14 protein-coding genes are annotated in these 17557 nt (G+C 60.6%); 8 read left to right on the forward strand and 6 right to left on the reverse strand.

The window, feature by feature from the left end:
• The first annotated feature begins 22 nt into the window (after positions 1 to 22).
• Positions 23 to 457 (forward strand): hypothetical protein, encoded by a 435-nt coding sequence (locus VNC39_RS03015; protein WP_325396025.1) that lies wholly within the window; start codon positions 23 to 25, stop codon positions 455 to 457.
• Positions 458 to 631: 174 nt separating this feature from the next.
• On the opposite strand, the gene VNC39_RS03020 is transcribed toward VNC39_RS03015, so the two are convergent.
• Positions 632 to 772 carry a hypothetical protein gene (locus tag VNC39_RS03020; RefSeq protein WP_325396027.1) on the reverse strand — a complete coding sequence of 47 codons (141 nt, stop codon included), beginning with the start codon at positions 770 to 772 and terminating at the stop codon, positions 632 to 634.
• A 126-nt stretch (positions 773 to 898) separates the two neighbouring features.
• Between VNC39_RS03020 and VNC39_RS03025 the strand changes: the two genes are divergently transcribed.
• The 4 genes from VNC39_RS03025 to VNC39_RS03040 all read left to right on the forward strand — a co-directional run bounded on the left by VNC39_RS03025 (position 899) and on the right by VNC39_RS03040 (position 4818).
• Positions 899 to 1330 (forward strand): c-type cytochrome, encoded by a 432-nt coding sequence (locus tag VNC39_RS03025; RefSeq protein ID WP_325396029.1) that lies wholly within the window; start codon positions 899 to 901, stop codon positions 1328 to 1330.
• 58 nt (positions 1331 to 1388) lie between these two features.
• A complete protein-coding gene (locus tag VNC39_RS03030; RefSeq protein ID WP_325396031.1) occupies positions 1389 to 3110 on the forward strand; it encodes a pyrroloquinoline quinone-dependent dehydrogenase in 1722 nt (573 codons plus the stop codon).
• Positions 3111 to 3256: 146 nt separating this feature from the next.
• Entirely contained in the window at positions 3257 to 3919 is a 663-nt protein-coding gene (locus VNC39_RS03035) for a c-type cytochrome (protein ID WP_325396033.1), read from the forward strand.
• Positions 3920 to 3924: 5 nt separating this feature from the next.
• Complete coding sequence (locus tag VNC39_RS03040; RefSeq protein ID WP_325396035.1) at positions 3925 to 4818, forward strand: c-type cytochrome; 894 nt, start codon at positions 3925 to 3927, stop codon at positions 4816 to 4818.
• A gap of 243 nt (positions 4819 to 5061) precedes the next feature.
• On the opposite strand, the gene VNC39_RS03045 is transcribed toward VNC39_RS03040, so the two are convergent.
• Positions 5062 to 5883 carry an alpha/beta fold hydrolase gene (locus tag VNC39_RS03045; RefSeq protein WP_325396037.1) on the reverse strand — a complete coding sequence of 274 codons (822 nt, stop codon included), beginning with the start codon at positions 5881 to 5883 and terminating at the stop codon, positions 5062 to 5064.
• 7 nt (positions 5884 to 5890) lie between these two features.
• Positions 5891 to 7225, reverse strand: coding sequence for an MFS transporter (locus tag VNC39_RS03050; protein WP_325396039.1), 1335 nt, complete (start codon positions 7223 to 7225; stop codon positions 5891 to 5893).
• Between the two features lie 365 nt (positions 7226 to 7590).
• Here VNC39_RS03050 and VNC39_RS03055 point away from each other — a divergent pair, with 365 nt between their 5' ends.
• Positions 7591 to 8085 (forward strand): metal-dependent hydrolase, encoded by a 495-nt coding sequence (locus VNC39_RS03055; protein ID WP_325396041.1) that lies wholly within the window; start codon positions 7591 to 7593, stop codon positions 8083 to 8085.
• Between the two features lie 125 nt (positions 8086 to 8210).
• Here the strand turns inward: VNC39_RS03055 and VNC39_RS03060 are convergent, their stop codons facing one another.
• Complete coding sequence (locus tag VNC39_RS03060; protein WP_325396043.1) at positions 8211 to 10559, reverse strand: TonB-dependent receptor; 2349 nt, start codon at positions 10557 to 10559, stop codon at positions 8211 to 8213.
• A 405-nt stretch (positions 10560 to 10964) separates the two neighbouring features.
• On the opposite strand from VNC39_RS03060, the gene VNC39_RS03065 reads away from it, so the two are divergent.
• Both VNC39_RS03065 and VNC39_RS03070 read left to right on the forward strand, forming a co-directional pair.
• The gene (locus tag VNC39_RS03065) at positions 10965 to 11576 is read left to right on the forward strand and encodes a cytochrome b (protein WP_325396045.1); all 612 of its coding nucleotides are present in this window, start codon (positions 10965 to 10967) and stop codon (positions 11574 to 11576) included.
• 465 nt (positions 11577 to 12041) lie between these two features.
• Positions 12042 to 14267 (forward strand): TonB-dependent receptor, encoded by a 2226-nt coding sequence (locus VNC39_RS03070; RefSeq protein WP_325396047.1) that lies wholly within the window; start codon positions 12042 to 12044, stop codon positions 14265 to 14267.
• Between the two features lie 44 nt (positions 14268 to 14311).
• Here VNC39_RS03070 and VNC39_RS03075 read toward each other — a convergent pair whose 3' ends face one another.
• Positions 14312 to 15292 carry a hypothetical protein gene (locus tag VNC39_RS03075; protein WP_325396049.1) on the reverse strand — a complete coding sequence of 327 codons (981 nt, stop codon included), beginning with the start codon at positions 15290 to 15292 and terminating at the stop codon, positions 14312 to 14314.
• A 458-nt stretch (positions 15293 to 15750) separates the two neighbouring features.
• Positions 15751 to 17325, reverse strand: a complete 1575-nt coding sequence (locus VNC39_RS03080; RefSeq protein ID WP_325396051.1) for a multicopper oxidase family protein — start codon at positions 17323 to 17325, stop codon at positions 15751 to 15753.
• Positions 17326 to 17557: the final 232 nt, after the last annotated feature.

Raw genomic sequence — 17557 nt, forward strand, 5'->3', positions numbered from 1 at the left:
ACGTCGCGGCCGCAGGGCCGGTGTGGCAGTTGAGTTCGCCCTGCTCTCAACCTTCTTTCTGCTGCCGCTGTTCGGCGGTAGCGCGGACATGGTGGAATATATTTCCGCCAAGGCACAGCTCAACACCGCCCTGCAGGCGCTGTATTACTACGCCTTGACCACGCCGCCGGCCGCAGCCACGTCAGGCGATCCGGAGGGGGTGGTGGCGCTGATGAGCAGCGCACCGCATCCCCTCACGCTGAACAGCTACAGCCTCAGCTATAGCTGCATCAGTAACGCTGCCACGACGGTGACCTATACCGCCACCACCGCCGCGACGGGCTGCCCGACGGGGAATACGGAACGAATCACCGCAGCCTATTCCGTATCCACCACCGTGCATTTCGTCGTCCCGGTGCCGTTCGCGTCGACCAACCCTCTGACGCTCACCGACACTGGGGTGGTGCAGATCCAGTAAGCCCCGGCATTCGGGTTGTCTGGCCCGCACGGGCCGAGGCCGCTTGGCCAGCGCGCTGGCGGGACTCCAGGATACGTTTGTTCGGCCGGCCGTCGATATCCAGCTCGCACATGGTCGGCGACGTCGGCACAGCACCGTGCCGTGGTGCCTTGGACCACGACCTCTATCTCATGGTCACTCATGATGACGCTCCTGCAATACACTGAGAACACGCCCGCTGGCGGCTCGGTCGGCGAAATACGCATCCGCCGCGCAATCGATCGCCCCGCCGAACGCGGCGGTTGCGGCGTTGATCGCGTTGCCCAACCCCGGCACGATCAGCTTCCCCCCATCAGCGTCCCGAGGGATTGTCTTTTCGGGACAGATGCGCGACCGTTACGGAAGCCAGCGCGTTTCCCACATGCCAACGATATAAAAACGTCCAGAAAGCAGGGTAACCAGATGAAACTACGCCGTTATTTCAGCGCCGCCGTCGCGCTGTCCGTGTGCTTCGGTGCCGCCCTCTCCCCCGCCCGGGCCGCGTGCCCGTCAGGCGGCATCTACACGCCGGCGGAGGCTAGCGCGGGCATGGCGGATTACAACGCGCATTGCGCCTCGTGCCATAATGCGGATTTGTCGGGCAATTCCGGGCCGGCGCTCGCGGGGCCTAAATTCGTGTCGTATCTGACCTTCACCAAAATCACGCCCACGCAGCTGCAGGCCTTCATCACGGCACAGATGCCCGCCGATGCGCCGGGCAGCCTGACGGCGACGCAATATAACGACATTTTCGCCTATCTGCTGTCCTTCAACCATTACCCCGCCGGCAAGGACCCGCTCAGCCCCGCCGGGCTGAGCTGTTTGCAGCTTCTGCCCTATCCGGGGAGCAAATAACCGCGCCGGACGGGTTGCACGCCTGAGTCGAACAAAAAGAAATATCATCGAGGGAACCATGCAAAAATTAAAATCGCAGACGACGCGCACAGCCGGGCTGGCCTTTCTGGCGGGCACGGCGCTGGCCATGAGCCTGGGCATCGCGAACCTGGGCATCGCGCAGGCGGCGGAGCCGCCGGCATCGCTCGGCGCCGAGACCGGCGGCGCCAAGGCCGGCCCGGCGACCGCGGCGATCACCGGGACGGTCGACGTCACCGACGACATGACCGCGAACGCGGCGAAAACCGGCGCCAACTGGCTGGCGACCGGCCAGGGTTATGCCAACCAGCGTTTCTCGCCGCTGACCGCGATCAACGACCGGAATGTCAGCCGCCTCGTGCCGGTCGCCATCGCGCAGACAGGCTACACGGCGAGCTTCGAGACCACCCCGATCGTGGTGAACGGCACCATGTTCATCACCACGCCGACGGTCAACGGCAAACAGGCTGTCATCGCCATGAATGCCGCGACCGGCGAGACGATCTGGACATACACCTACACCAACGGGCTCACGCAGATCTGCTGCGGCCCGGTGAATCGCGGTGTCACCGTGTCGGGCGGCCAGGTGTATTTTCTCACGCTCGACAATAACCTGATCGACCTGGACGCCAGGACCGGCCAGCAAGTCTGGAAGACCAACGTTGCCGATGCGCAGGCCGGTTATTCGGAGACGATGGCCCCCCAGGTTTACGGCAACCAGGTGATCATCGGCAGCGCCGGCGGCGAATGGCCGCTGCGCGGCTTCATCGCCTCCTACGATGCCAAGAGCGGCCAGCAGACCTGGCGCTGGAACACGACCGACAGCCAGACAAGCTGGCAGGGCGATTCCTGGAAAACCGGCGGCGGCACGGTGTGGACGACCCCGGCAATCGATCCCAAGCTCGGCCTGGTGATCTTCTCCACCGGCAACCCGAACCCCGATCTCGACGGTTCCAAGCGCGCCGGGGATAATCTCTATACCGATTCCATCGTCGCCTTGCATCTCAAGGACGGCTCGCTCGCCTGGTACTACCAGGAAGTGAAGCACGATGTGTGGGACTATGACGCCGTCAGCAATGTCGTGCTGTTCAACGCGATGGAGAACGGCAAGATGGTGCCGGCCGCCGGCGAGGCCGGCAAAACCGCTTTCTTCTACATCGTCAACCGCGAAACCGGAAAACTGATCCGCCGCTCCGAACCGTTCGACCTGCAGAAGAACATGTTCGCACAGCCGACCAAGGAAGGCGTGCAGAGCCTGCCCGGCGCCAATGGCGGCGCCGAATGGTCGCCGCCCGCCTACTCGCCGCTCACCCATGACGTGTACGTGATGGGCATGAACCAGTTGATGACCTTTACCACCGACAACGCGGCCGGCGATATTCCCGGTCAGATCCGGCTCGGCAGCACCTTCAAAAACGTTCCGCACGGCCTGCAGAACGGCACGCTTACGGCGATCGACGTGAATACCGGCAAGATCGTCTGGAACCAGACCGTGCCGCAGCCCACCATGGGCGGCGCGCTGGTGACGGCGGGCAATCTGGCATTCATGGGCGAAGGCAATGGCTGGTTTGACGCGTTCAACGCCAAGACCGGCCAAAAACTATGGCATTTTTTCCTCGGTGCCGGGGTGAATGCGCCGCCGGTGGCGTACCGGGTGAATGGCCGGGAATATATCGCCGTGGCGGCGGGCGGGAATTTTCAAATGACCTACCCCCTGGGTGATGCCGTCGCGATTTTCGCTCTGCCGGCGCAGGCCCATTAGAACCTTCTTCAAAGCGACGAAGTCTCTCGGCGCGACTGGCCGGCCAGCCAGTCGCAAGCCTCCCGGCCGCAGAGGCCGCGCTTTCCGTTGGCATCCGGAAACGATCGGCCCTATAAAAAGGTCCGACGCGTCGACGGAGGCAAACGGTGAATTCCCCAGCCTGTTCAACGACCGGAAAGATCGCGGCGGCGGCCGTGGTTTGGCTGGCCATATTTGGTGCGCCCGCCTTCGCGGCACCGCCCGATGTCGCAAGCTGCTCAAGCTGCCACGGCGCTGACGGCATGGGCAATATGAGCGCCGGCTTCCCGGCCCTCGCCGGTCTGCCGGCGCCCTATCTCGAGGCGCAGCTTGCTAACTTCCGGACCGGCATGCGCGCCAACCCGATCATGGGCGGCATTGCCGCGCATCTCACCACGGCGCAAATCCTGTCGATCTCCGCCTATTACGCCGCGCTTCCGGTTCCGCAAAAGCCGGAGCCCGCGCCGCTGCCGCACGGGCCGGGCGCCGCGCTCGCCTTGGACGGCGACTGGAACCACACCCCAGCCGGCGTGCCACCCTGCGGGTCATGCCATGGGCCGTTCGGGCTTGGCGTGGGAGAGACATTCCCGCGCCTCGCCGGCCAGCCGCAAGCCTATATCGCGGCCCAACTTGCCGACTGGCAGACGGGCCGCCGCAAGGGTGGGCCGCTCGGGCTGATGGGCCATGTCGGCGGCAAGCTGACCGCCGCGCAGATCGACGCGGTCGCCGCCTATTACGCGGCGCTTTCACCGAACCCGCCGCGCCTGCCGAAGCCCGGCGCCTCGGAGTGACGGCGGTGCGGCCGCTTTCGTACCTCGCAATTTTCGCTGCACTCGGCGTGTTCTGTGCGTTGGCCTCTTCCGGCCGCGCCCAGGAAAAGCCGGATGCACAGAAGCTCCCCTTTACCCCGCCGCCCATGACCGCCATGCCAGGTGGGGCGTTCGGCGACGCGGTGAAGCACGGCGAGAACATCTTCCGTCACACCACCATCTACGCGAGCAGCGCGATCGGCAACAAACTCAACTGCAGCAACTGCCATCTCGGCGGCGGCACGTTGGCGAATTCGGGCCCTTTGTGGGCGGCCTATACCGCCTATCCCGCCTATCGGGCCAAGAACCAGGAGGTCAACGACTACGTGATGCGCCTGCAGGACTGCTTCCGCTTCAGCGAGAACGGCAAAATGCTGCCGGCGGACAGCCCGATCATCGTCGCTGTCGAAGCCTATTCCTACTGGCTCGCGACCGGCGCGCCCACCGGTGCGGCGTTGGCGGGCCGCGGCTATCCGAAACTGCCGGCACCTCCCGCACCGCCCGACTATGCGCGCGGCGCAGCCGTCTTCAAGACCCAATGCGCTCTGTGCCACGGCGCTGACGGCGCGGGGCAGTACACGCGCGGCGAAACGGTGTTCCCTGCGCTCTGGGGCAAGGAATCCTACAATTGGGGCGCCGGCATGAGCAACCTGAACGTCCTCGCCGCGTTCGCCAAGGCGAACATGCCGCTCGGCGGTGTCGGCATGCTCTCGGTGCAGCAGGCGTGGGATGTCGCGCAATACATCGACAGCCATGAGCGTCCGCAGGATCCCCGCTTCACCGGCTCGACTGCTGAGACGCGGCGGGAATTCCATGACACCAAATTCTCGATGTACGGCGCGACCGTGAACGGCATCGTGCTCGGCGCACCGCACCCGTGAGTTCACCGGGGTCCGCACCGGAAACCTGACCCGCGCCCGATCCCGCCGGCATAGCGCGTCAGCAGCACACCGCGCGTTTCCGTAGCTGTGTTCATTTTTTCAGGGCTCAAAATGCAAAAAACCCAGCCCTGAACGGGCTGGGTTCTGATTGACCGGATGCTCATTGCCTGAGCGATCGCATCAAATGCTTCGGAAGGTGCGGCCTGTTACGCCGGAGAGTGGCGAACAGCTACCCTGATCCGCTTAACTGACGAATCTGCCCTTCTCCTTAGCTTCGGAAAGGAAACGGAGCAGAAGATGATTGAACGCCACCGTACTGTCCATGCTGGAAATATGTCCGGCTCCCGGGATCACTTCGAACGTCGCACCCGGCACCAATTCCGCCGTACGTCGGGACAAGTCGGACGGAATCAGTTTGTCTTCGGTGCCGCTGACAACCAGAGTTGGTATCCGCAGTTTCGGAAGCGTTCCCGCAACATCAAATTTTGCCATCCCTCGTGCAACGTTGGCAAGTGAACGACCTGTGACGCGCGACAGCACGAGACGCCACAACTCCAGCGCCGCTTCTCCTGCAGGGCTAGAGCGGAAGCTTTCATTCACCAGAATAGGATAGGTCTTTTCAAGACGGGCAAGAGGGCCGCCTTGCCCCTCAAATTCCGCGATCCACCCCTCAACGGCTGGGCGCATTCCGGTGTTTTCGGCGCGGGAATTAGCGACCAGCATCGCGGAAATCCGATCAGGATGATCGACGGCAATTTGCTGCGCAATCATGCCACCGAGTGACAGACCGCAGACCGGAATACGGTCAATCTCCAATGTATCAAGCAGCGCCACCATATCGGTTGCCAGTTCGGATACCGTGGTCTCTTGCTCCGCCACGTCGGACAGGCCGTGTCCAGCGAGATCCGGCATCAATACCTGGAAGCCTGAATACGCCAGAGCGACGGCCTGCGGCGTCCAGACCAGGCCGTAATTCGTAAAACCATGGACGAGCAGCACTGGCGGGCCGTCACCGAGAGCTTCAAAATGCAGCTTTAAGCCACGGGACGTATAGTAGGGCATCATCTTAATCCTATTTGCCTAGCTCAGCACTAATTTGCTCAAGCGATTTGCCGCGGGTTTCGGTGCCAAGGATTATCATCGCCAAGCTTCCGACCAAAAGCGCCGTGGCCATAGCCGCAAAGAAAAGATAGGCGCCGGCACGCGCTGTAAGCAGGCTGCCAAGCAGAACAGGGGCCACGATGCCTCCGATACGTTGCCAGCCTGCAGCCCAACCTGTGCCAGCACCACGAAAGCGGGTGGGATAGATCTCGCTCGTATATGTAAAGAGTGGTCCCCCGGCGCCACCGGCTCCAAAAAAGGCAGTAATCGCTCCCAGCATTACGATTGTCGTGCCGCTATGTGCGAGCCCCCAGGCCAACATGAGCAAACCGCCGAGCAGAAAGAAGATCGCCAAGGTCGGACGGCGCCCGATCCGATCCAGCAGCAAGCCAGCGCCGATATTCCCGAGCGCGCCAGCGCCTGTAATCGCAGCTGTGAACAGAAAGCTGCGCACGACCGGAAAGCCCATACGAACAAACACGGAGGGCAGCCAGACAGCGAGGCCCACGAACACGGCACCGCCGCAAAATTGCATGATCCAAACGCTGAGCGTAGCTTTCAGATAGCCGCCCCGCAGTAGATCCCTGAGCCTGGCATTCGTAGCCGCCTTGGGCATCTCCATTGCGGTGATGGTCTCCGGAGCCACAGTGCTCAGGCGTCGCGCAATATCCTCTGCTTCTGCCAAGCGACCACGCGCGATCAGGAACCGAACAGATTCGGGCAAGCGGAGAAACACAAGCGCCAGAATGAACGCCGGTATGGCCCCAGCGACGAACATACCCCGCCACGTGAAATGTGGGACAATGTAAATGGCCACGAGGGCAGCGACAAAGCTAGCGCCCTGCCAGAAAAAAACGCTGGAGGCTAGAAGAAGCCCCCGCCGCCGCTCCGGCATAAATTCCGACAGGTAGGTAAACACCAGCGGAACTTCGGCCCCGAGACCGAAGCCCTCAATCATACGAATGATCAGCAGCGATTTATAGCTCCAAGTAAATGCCGCCAATAGACTGGTCATTCCGTAGAATATCACAGAGAAAATCAGGCATCGCTTACGGCCAATGAGGTCTGCCAACGTCCCGATGACGACCGATCCCACAAGCATTCCAATGAACACGCTTGAGGCGAGGTAGCCGATTGCAACAGGCGCCAGTTTGAATTGGTGCGCGATACCCGGTAGCACCAAACCGATCATGTTAATGTCAAAGCCATCAAAAATGTGGCCGAGCACAATCAGAAAATACAAGGCAAAGTGCCGTCTCGTCAGCTCTGACTGATCCAACGCTCCGGTGATCTGCTGGGGCAGCAATCGGGACGGCAGCCGTGATAAACTAACCAAGACAAACCTCTAACTGTAATACGATCGGATAGAAAAAAGGCTGCACGTCTTCGTTGTATATCTGGCCATGCTTTCGGTACAAGGTGCATTTTTGATCTAATTAACGTGACGTTTCGAGGGTACGACCGATCGTCACGAGCCGGGGAGCGAACACCCCTCCAGCGGGTCAATTACACCCAACGGAGCCCTCGATGATGCGGTGTCGCCTTCGCGTCCGGCTACCTCACCCCTGGCACTTGGCGGGCTTGCCGCAGCGGAATCTGCCGTTACGGGAGGCTGCTCCCAGATGTGGCCCACTTGCTCAGCCGAAGCGGTACGCGTAGTAGCCCCGCAACATGATGGCTAAATCTCATGTGGTTGTCGGCGTCGCGGCGTGGATTGCCGCGGCACCTTGGCTGCACCTCTCCCCCGTTGACCCGATCTATCTTGCCCTGACCGCGGCCGGGTCACTCCTGCCGGACATAGACCACCCCAACTCCTGGGTCGGCCGGCGATCTCGTCCGATCTCGACAGCCATCGCCGCGGCCCTCGGCCACCGCGGCTTCACGCACTCAGCCGTCGCGGTGGCGGGCTTGGTGGCGCTGCTGTCGCACGCGGGATACCGGCAAGGAGCGGTGTCCGCCCTGGCCGTTGGTTACCTGTCCCACCTTGCAGCGGACATGCTGACACCGCGGGGGCTGAGGCTGGCATGGCCGCTGCGCGGAAGCTGGGGATTACCGCTATGTCGTACCGGCTCTTCCATGGAGACGATCATCGTCATTGCCCTGGTTTTCGAGATCGCCTGGCGTTTTCTTCCGCACGGCACCAACAAGATCGCCACACTCCTCTAGCCTGTACGGTATGTGGGCAGCCATCGGCAGGACGTGTCACATCGCAAGGACAACGCACCACGCCCTGTACGTGGTGTCGCTGCCCATCACGGGCAGGGCAAGCACACCGCCCTGCCCGCCTCTCGCTAGAAACCGATCGGCATCGACACCGACACGAAAGCCGCAATGCCGGGGAGAACATAATACAGGTCCTGCGTGGCGCCCTTGGGCCCGACGGTGCTGGGGCTGTAGATGATCTGCTGCTGGTTGGTGATATTGTCGAGGTTCAGCTTCACCGTGATCTGCTTGATGTGCGGATTGACATGATTGAACGTGTAGCCTGCCGACAGGTTCACCACACTATACGGATCGTACCAGGCGCCGGGGGCACGCTTATTGCTCGGCTTCGCGCCGCCGTTCAGCACGCCGTTGCTGTCATACTCGCCGCCCGTCAACTGATCGATGATCGAGGCATAGACGCCGTTCTTGTCGTAGATGATGCCGGCATTGCCGGTGAATTGCGGTGCTTGGGCGACATAGTTATTGGTGGCGGTGTAGTTCGCCTTGTTCAACCCGCCATTGGCGAACAGGCTGACGCCACTATCGAACGTATAGGTGGCCTCGCCTTCGACGCCCTTATAGATGGCACCGCCGGCGTTGTAGTACACTTGGTTGATGCCGGAACCGGTACTCGCGAGATAGTTCATGAAGTGAATCAGATACACGTCGGCGCCTAGGGCCAGATGCTGGCTCTGATAGGCAAGACCGGTCTGGTAGTTCCAAGTCTCCTCCGGCGCATAGGAGGACTTGCCCGGCTCGTCGACATAGAAGGTGTTCAGGTTCGGTGCGAGCAGGCCTTCGGCGACCTGCGCATAGGTTGAAAAGTTCGGCGAGAAATTATACTTCGCCTCGAACGAGGGCAGGAACTTGCCCCAGTTATGCTGAAAGCCGATCTGCTGTTCGGTTCCCTGGTTCACCTGCGCGTTCAGCTGGCGGCGGAAGAAGGCGTATTTCACGCCGCCGGTCAGCGTCAGATTCTGGATCGGCTGCCAGTCGAGCTGCATGTAAGGCTGGAACGTGTAGAGGTGGTTGTCCTGCAGATGGTCGATCTGGCCATGATTGTTGTTCGCCGCCGCCAGAGAGGGCGAACCAAAAGCGTCGGCGCTAACGTCGTAGTTCGGCGCGTTGCCGTTGGACAGATCGTTCTCGGCGGTGAAGCGCGTGTCGGTCTGTTCATCGAACCAGGCGCCGAGCTTGATATCACCCCAATTGAAATCCTTCTGCAGGCGCTGGATGGTGCCGACCGAGCGATAGTTCATGAAGAAGGTTTCGCCCGGTACGCCCGCAGTGGTCGTGCCATGCGGGGTGAGCATCACCAGATACGTGCTGCCCGGATTGTTGACGGTGTCGCCGTTATTATCTGCGTGGTAATAAGCATAGGTATAGACCTTGCCGTCATATTCCCACCCATCGGCAAGATGCGAGGCGACATCGATATATTCCATGTCGGTGGTAATTTTGTCGTAGTTGTAGCGCCAGAAATTCTGCGAATTCGGATTGTTGTTCAGATTATAATTATGGCCGAATTCCGCCATCTCGCCGAGCGTCGCGCCATAGACAGGATTCTGATAAATCTTGTTGTAATCGGCAAAGAAGGTAACGGCGGTGCTGTTGCCGACCGGCACGACCACCTTGCCGAAAAAGTTGGTGCGGTCCTGATGGGTGAAGCTCAACGCACCATTGGAATTGTCATTCTCAATGTTGAACACCGCCGACGTGCCGTTGGCCGCCTGGATCGCGCCGGTATCAATGCGTAGACCTTCGACGCCGGTGTCATAGCTGCCATAGGAGCCATAGGGCGTCAGCGTCGTCGTCGCCGCCGGGTTGATCGTGCGAATCGACACAGTGCCGCCGAACGTGGCGTAACCGACCGTCTCCGCCGTGCCTGGACCGCGATCGACGATCAGCTGGCCGATCTCGTCATTGGTGAAGAACGAGGTGGTGTGCTGGGTGAAGGAGTTGGAGTCGCCGATGGGAATACCGTCGAAGGTAACGTTGTACTGACCGTTCTGGAGGCCGCGGATGACCAGGTTGGTTTCGCTCAGGCCAGGCCCGTTCGGGCTTTTAACGCTCACCGACGGCGTGAGGCGCGCGATGTCTGCATAGCTCGAAGTGCTGGTCAGCAGGTTCTGAATGGTGTGCTGGCTGACCACCGAGGTCGGCTGCGTCGAATTCAGCGGCGTCAGCGACGGCGCATTGTACGGGGCGGTGCCGGGCGTGGTGGCGAGGTCGGCGGCGCTGCCCGTGCCGGTCGACAGCACGGCGCCGAGATCGAGATTGGACGGGGTGGTGAACCCTCCGGAACCGGTTGCGCCGACCGCGGGTTGGCTCTGCGGCGCCACGCTCTGCGCCCGCGCGGCAGGGGTGAGAGCAGCGAGGCCGACGCTTGCGGCGAGGCCGACATGCAAAGCACGAGCAGCACAAAAACTCTGCAAGACAACTTTTAATTTTACGTTACTAAATCGAATCATTCAGTTAGCCCTTTTGCAGATCAAAACGAAGTGCCAAGGGCTACTACTCGAGTTTATTGTGAAGATGAGTTACACAATTTTGATGATTTCATGGCGTTTGCATTGAGTTGCGAATGCCTCTCATGAACAACACAAATCCCAAAAGACACGCCTATCTTCTTAAAAAAAAGTTATGTCACGTTTAAAATCCGTTTTGTCATGTCTGCAGCTTATGGTCTTATCGACAGACACCTCAATTCATAACGAATGAAGAATTAATTTTTGAAACCCGTTCAAAAAGATCGGCCATAACCAGAGGGCTTGCGTATTCACACGCCGGGCAAGAATAGTCTAAGGACACTTCCAGGCTATCAAAAGGATGGAACGGCCATGGATCAAAGCACTCGTAGAATTGCACGGATCGCCGGCGACGATTCTGCCACTCGGTCCGACGACCGTTATGGCTACGGTGACATCTCGCTGCATTGGCTGACAGCGCTCCTGGTTGTGACGCAGTTTTCCCTTGCCGAAATCTGGGGTTTCCTCCCGAGCCATAGCGCTTCGGTCCACTTCATGCAGTTCGTGCACGTGTCGCTTGGCATGTCTCTTGCGGCTATACTCGTGGTGAGGCTGATATGGCGGGTCGGTTTCGGCCGGCGGCTGCCGCATGTCGGCCCCCGGCTGATGGTGCTCGTCGCCAACATCACGCATTATCTGCTCTATGGGCTGCTGATCCTCGTCGTCTCCGCCGGGTTCGGAAAGATCTGGGGTCGCGGACATGACGCAAACTTCTTCGGGTTATTCTCGATCGCTTCGCCGTTCGGAGTCAGCGCCGCGTGGCGCCCCGTGTTCAACACGGTACACGTGTGGGGAGCTTGGGCAATGATCTGCCTCGCGGCCGCGCATGCCGCCGCGGCGCTGTTCCATCATTACGGCCTCAAGGATGGCGTGCTGCGACGAATGCTGCCGCTGCGCCATCCGCGAAATCCCCGTCCCTCCTGATCCCCGCGCCCCACAGACGCAGCGGGGGCGACCCGGGATCAAATCCGTCGCGTAGCAGGTCACGGGCCGGCCGCCGTCAGTCGCGCACCACCATGTCGCACCGCCGCCTGGCGGCCGGAACAAGCCTGGCCGCAGCGGCGCCAACCGTGGCCTCGGTGCCACGCTTTAAGGCAGCCACAACATCACTAACGTGCGGGCGTGCAAAAGAATGGCACCAAGCCGCGAGAGATGACGTTTCTTCCATGAGGCTTTGACGAGACACCGCACTGCGCGGTGCCGTCTCCGCTTGTTGAGTCCCCCCTATCCGAGGCCGGCCGAGAGGACGACATTCTTCTCACGCAACCCTGCCACCTGCGCCATCGGGTCCTCGCGCTCTAGGCAAACCATGTTTCGATATGTTTGTAGAAACATATCGTCATGAGCAACAGCAGGGCCGCATGGGCGCCCTTCTATAGGATTGATAAATTGATCGATAATTCCTCAGAATTTTGTGAGGTTCGTAACGTTTGCCGCGACCTTCTGGGCGGCGCCTCTCTGGGAGTCCTGTTCCTGTTCGCGCCGACGGCGCATGCGCAACAGAGTGTCATCAACCTGCCGCCGATTAACGTGACTGCATCAGGGGCAAGCACCGCGCGGGGCGGCTACGCCACCAGAGCGAACTATCATCGCGCGACGGCCAGCATGGGACCGCTCGGCATCAGGCCAATCCTGAAGACGCCGCAATCGGTGACCATCATACCGCAGGACCTTCTGGTTAACACCCAAGTGCGCACGGTTAACGATGCGCTTAGCTATCTGCCTTCCGTGGAGATCCGCGACCAGCAGGGCTACGAGGTTTCCCGCCCGCAAGCGCTCGGGTTTCAAAGCAGTATCGCGCAGAACACCCGGCTCGACGGGTTGAACATCGTCGGCACAACCGCCATTCCCACGGAAAATCTTTCCGGCATCGAGGTTCTCAACGGCCTTGGCGGCGCGCTCTACGGCCCCTCCTCTCCGTCCGGCGTGTTCAATTACATGCTGGCGCAGCCCACGCAGCAACCGTTGGTGCGCATCATCGAGGGCTTCCAGTCGAGCGGCATCTTTACCGAACAAGGCGATTTCGCCGGCACCACGGCGGACGGCAAGATCGGCTATCGCTTGAATGTCGTGCAGGGCAACGGCGAAAGCTACGCGCCGGGAAGCAACATCGATCGCACGCTTGGCAGCGTCTTGTTCGACTTTCATCCCACCGACAACACCACCATCGAGACCTATTACAGCCATTACGCCACCGATGCCACGGGACTTCCCGGCAGCGTCGTCTATGATGGCGCCAGCACAGGAAGCGGCAAGAACACGATCCTGCCGCCGGCCATGAACCCGGCCAAGTCCGGACTGGCGCAGCCCGGCGCCGGACCTGATCTCGTCACCGATACCGGCCTCGTGAAAATAACCCATCAGATCAACCAGAACTGGAGCTTCGAGGCCGGTGGGCTCTATCAGAATGCCGTGCGCAATCTCTATGGCATCACCAACACCTTCACGAACAATTCCGGCGACTACACGGTGACGAAGAATTTCACCGCCGTGTCGGATTTCAAGATCGGCAGCAATGAAGCCTATCTGAACGGCCGCGTGTCTCTTTTTGGCATGGAGAACGATCTCAGCTTCGGCACCAACGGCTTCCTGCTCGGGGAATACTCACCGCGCAATGCCAGCTTTGCCTATGAGCTTGGCACGGCCAGTCTCGCCGATCCGGTGCTCGTTCCCGTCGCCCAGTCCCTTACCGCCGGACAAACCGGCGGACAGTACGAATCCGCCGCGCTGAGCGAGCAGTCGATCATCGCCGCCGACGAGATGCATCTGAACGATCAATGGGCGGTTCAGGCGGTTCTGAATACCTCCTTCCTCAGCTCCAAGAGCTGGTCGTCGACCGGCAAACAGACCAGCGCGAATACCGTCAATGGCGCGCTCAGCCCGACGGTCAGCGTGATCTACACACCCACGCCGGTGCTCACCGCTTATGCGACCTGGGCCCAGGCCATCGAGCAGAGCGACGAGGCGCCGAGCACCGCGGCCAACGCCAACGCCTATCTCGCCCCCTATCACGACACCGAAGTCGAGATCGGCGCGAAATACGCCCTCACGCCGTCGCTGCTGCTGACCGTGGACGGGTTCCGCATGACCCGCCCCTACGCCAATACCCTCGCTGACAATGTGTTCCAAGTGATCGGCGAACAGCGCAATTACGGCATCGAGACGTTCGCCCAGGGCGATGTGACCCCGGCGCTCAGCGTGTTCGGCGGCGTGACCTATATCGACGCGCAGCTGATGAATACCGGCGTGGCCTCAACCGATGACAAGCTCGTGGTCGGCGTGCCGCATGTCAAAACCGATATCGCGGTCGATTATCACCCCGCCCTCCTGGACGGCTTCGCCCTCACCGGCGCGGTGCATTACGAGGGCGCGCGGGCGGCCACCAACACCAACAATTCCTTCGCCCCCGCTTACACCACGCTGGACCTCGGCGCGCGCTATACCACGACCTTCCTGAAACATCACATGACAGCGCGCTTCCAGGTGCTGAACGTCACGGACACGTTCTATTACGTCTCGATCGCTGACGGCACCATCGTCGGCAGCCCCGGGGCCAACACCGCCTATCTCGGCGCGCCGCGGACATTTTTGGCGAGCCTTGAATTTGATTATTAGCTCATAATCAATGAAGCTTCTGCTCCGGAAACGGAGCAGAAGCTTCAAAAAAGAACACCAGCCTCCAGCAGCGAAGTTGCCTGGTTACGGCACGCGGCTGACTCGCCGTAACCAGCTGAGCCGGGTGTGCCGATACGGGTCAGGTGCATCACACCAAGGTCACCGCGCACGAACAAATGCTGGCGCTGCCATGTTGGGGCAATCGAGATCCCGACGCCTTGTGAGCCTGCGTTGAGGAACCACGTATCAGGTCCATGACTGGAGAAATACGCCACCCAAGCGCCCAATGAGTATGGCGACGTGCCAAAGTGATAATCGGCGAACAAGACAGCACCAAAATTGCCAGAGAACTTGGTCATGGCGGCGGAGCCAGGGGTGACAAGCGATTGATCCGGCCGCGTGTACACGTATTGGATTTCCGGGACCAGATTGAGGTTTCCGACCGAATCGTTATAGAAGCCGCCAAGAACGGTGGAGTTGGCCAGATTCACCGCCCCCGGAATACTGCCGATGGCAGTTTGACTGAACGGCAGACTGGCCGATCCATAGAAATGGGCGTTAAGCCCGGTTCGTCCGACATTTGTCGCGCCGTAGATCGTCACGGCATTGTCGTTATTGATCGTGTAAGTCGTCGACGCTTGAAGATAGTTCCAGACTCCGGTGTCAAAGCCATCACCAAAGTTCACAGTGGTGGAGATCGGCCCAAACGTATAAGTGGCTTCCACACTTCTGCTCGGCCCATTTTGGACGGCGAAAATCTCGTCGTAGAACACGTTGCTGTTATTCCAGTCCAAGCCTGCCGTGTAACCCTCGAGCGTATCGAGCTGGCCGATGGAGATTTTGAAATTTGGCGTGGGTGCGAGCGTGATGGAACCGAGATAGAGAGGGCCGGTTGCATATGTCTGTACTGAGGTCTGGCTGGGCGCGGTGCCCAGTACAAAGGTCCCGGTTGAACCTAATTGAACGTCGAATTGGACCAACCCGTCAGGCTTTTGCAGCTCGATAATGCCGTTGGCGAGTTCCATCCCCGTTGCCTTGTTGGTCCCAAGCAATCCGGCGTCACCTGTGCCGGAGAGGGCATAACCGTACCATCCAGCCCTCCGCTCAATTGCAACGGTCCGAAAGGGCCAGCGTTGATCTCGATGGGCGAAGGGGCATTGAGGGCGCAGGCGGGGAGGATCACGCCCATGACGCCCGCGATCCCCAACGCAATGCGCATCAGCGCGCTTCGATTGCCGATGCGGTTCGTCATGTCAGGCCTTTTCTCGTTAAGATTCCGGGGCTGTTCGCGCACCCTCTCCATGCCGTTCAGCGTCAGCTTCTAACGCTTGCAGGGCCTCGGAACAGGTGTGTCTCCGTCGCCAGGCCATCGCTGCGCCCTACACGGCAGCGCAGCACATCGGCCCTCCGGATCAACGGAGGGCGCGAATCTTCGGCGGCCTTGACGGTACCGGGGGTCGCAGCTTCAAACGAGCCGTTATGATCAGACCGCAATGTCCTGATAGCGGAATTCCGTCATCATACCGGTCATCATGTGATACAGGTTGTGGCAATGGAACGCCCACCTTCCCGGGTTATCGGCGTCAAAGGCGAACCGCACGCTGCCCATATTCGGGGTAACAATCACCGTATCTCGAACGGCACCATTGATGGGCTGGCCATTCACGGCAATCACCTGGAAGGTATGACCGTGGAGATGAATGGGGTGCGCCATCATCGATTGGTTGACGAGTTCGATCTCGACGCGTTGACCCTTGGTCAACATCAGCGGCGCGATGTTCGGCCAATACTGGCCGTTCAGCGACCATTTGTAAGGGGTCATGCTCCCCGCCAGGACAATCTGGTGAACGATGTCAGGCTTACGCGCCATGAGAGGTTGGGTCGCCGAAAGCCGAGTCTCGAGGGAATTATCGACAGGCCGCGCCTGATCGAGGCCCGTCTCCGCAAGGCGCATGACCTGCGCGCCTTGGGTCGCCAGCACGATTCCCGTGCGACGGTTCGAACCTTCCAACTGGGCCAGGATCGGGAAAGCACCGGGGCCGGGCAGATCAAGCAGTATGTCCAGCCGCTGGGCCATCGAGATGGGGAACACCGAGCCGCTGACCGGATGGACTTCATGGCCGTCCACCGCCACCACACGGCCGGTCAATGCCCCCAGATTGAGCCAGAATTGGCTGGATGACGCGCCGTTGATCACCCGCAGCCGCAGGCGCCCGCGGCGCTCCACCCGCACCAACTCGGGATCGGCAAGGGTGCGATCATTGGCAAGGAAGGCGTCGTAGTCGATATCGTTTAAATCCATCCCCGCGCGGCCCGACATCCCGGCCATTCCGCCGGCACTCATCCCGCCCATCTGCATCGAGCCCATGCCCTGCATGGAGCCTTGCATCATCATGCCCGGCATACCTTGCATCGAGCCCGGCATCATACCCGCCATATTGTCGGAAGAGGGTGCAGGCGCGCTGACATTCTCGGTGAGATGCTCCATCGCGTAGGCCGCGGACACGGGTTGTCCCGTCAGGTGAGCCAGCAATTCCTCCGGCGCGGTGAAGCTGAAATCGTGAAGCATCAGGACGACTTCCTGACGGTCTTCACGCATGGCCTCCGCGGTGTGGACGATCAAGGGCGCCGTCATCAGGCGCTGCTCCTGCAACCCTTCATGCGAGTGCATCCAGTAGGTGCCGGCGATGGGGGCAAAGTCATATGTCAGCGTTGAGCCCGGAAGGACTCTGGGGACCTGCGACCACGGAAAACCATCCTGCCTCCACGGCGGAAGTTGGCCATGCCAGTGAATGATCGTGCGGTCCGAGATCTGATTGGCGAGCGTGACGTGAAAGCGCTCGCCGGGTGCGAGCGTCAAGCCAGGCTGTCCCGTCTCGTTCGTCAGGCCGTAGACTTTCGCGGCGCGGCCGTTCACGTCAAGGATTCGCGTTCCCGCCGTGAGCCGGCGCGTACCGGGCGCTGCGGCAAGCTGCGCTGTCGCGCGAACTGGAAGAAGCGGCAGGGCGCCCATAGCGGCGCCGGCAGCCAGCAAGGATCGACGGGAAAGATGAGGCATGGCAATGATCCCAACAGAAATGCTCGCAGGTCCGAGCCCTGTTGGGCGGTAATCATTCCTACAATGGGAATGTCAAAGGCGCATAATAAAAATATCCATGACACATAAAGCGGATCGTACAAACCAATCGATTTTAACGATGGTTTTTCTCTGACTAAGCCCTTCCGGACTCTACACGGTGTTGAACAGCGCCATGAACCCGAAATCCATCTGCGACGGCATGTCGTCGGAA

This window comes from Acidocella sp., assembly GCF_035535915.1.
Classification (GTDB): Bacteria; Pseudomonadota; Alphaproteobacteria; order Acetobacterales; family Acetobacteraceae; genus Acidocella.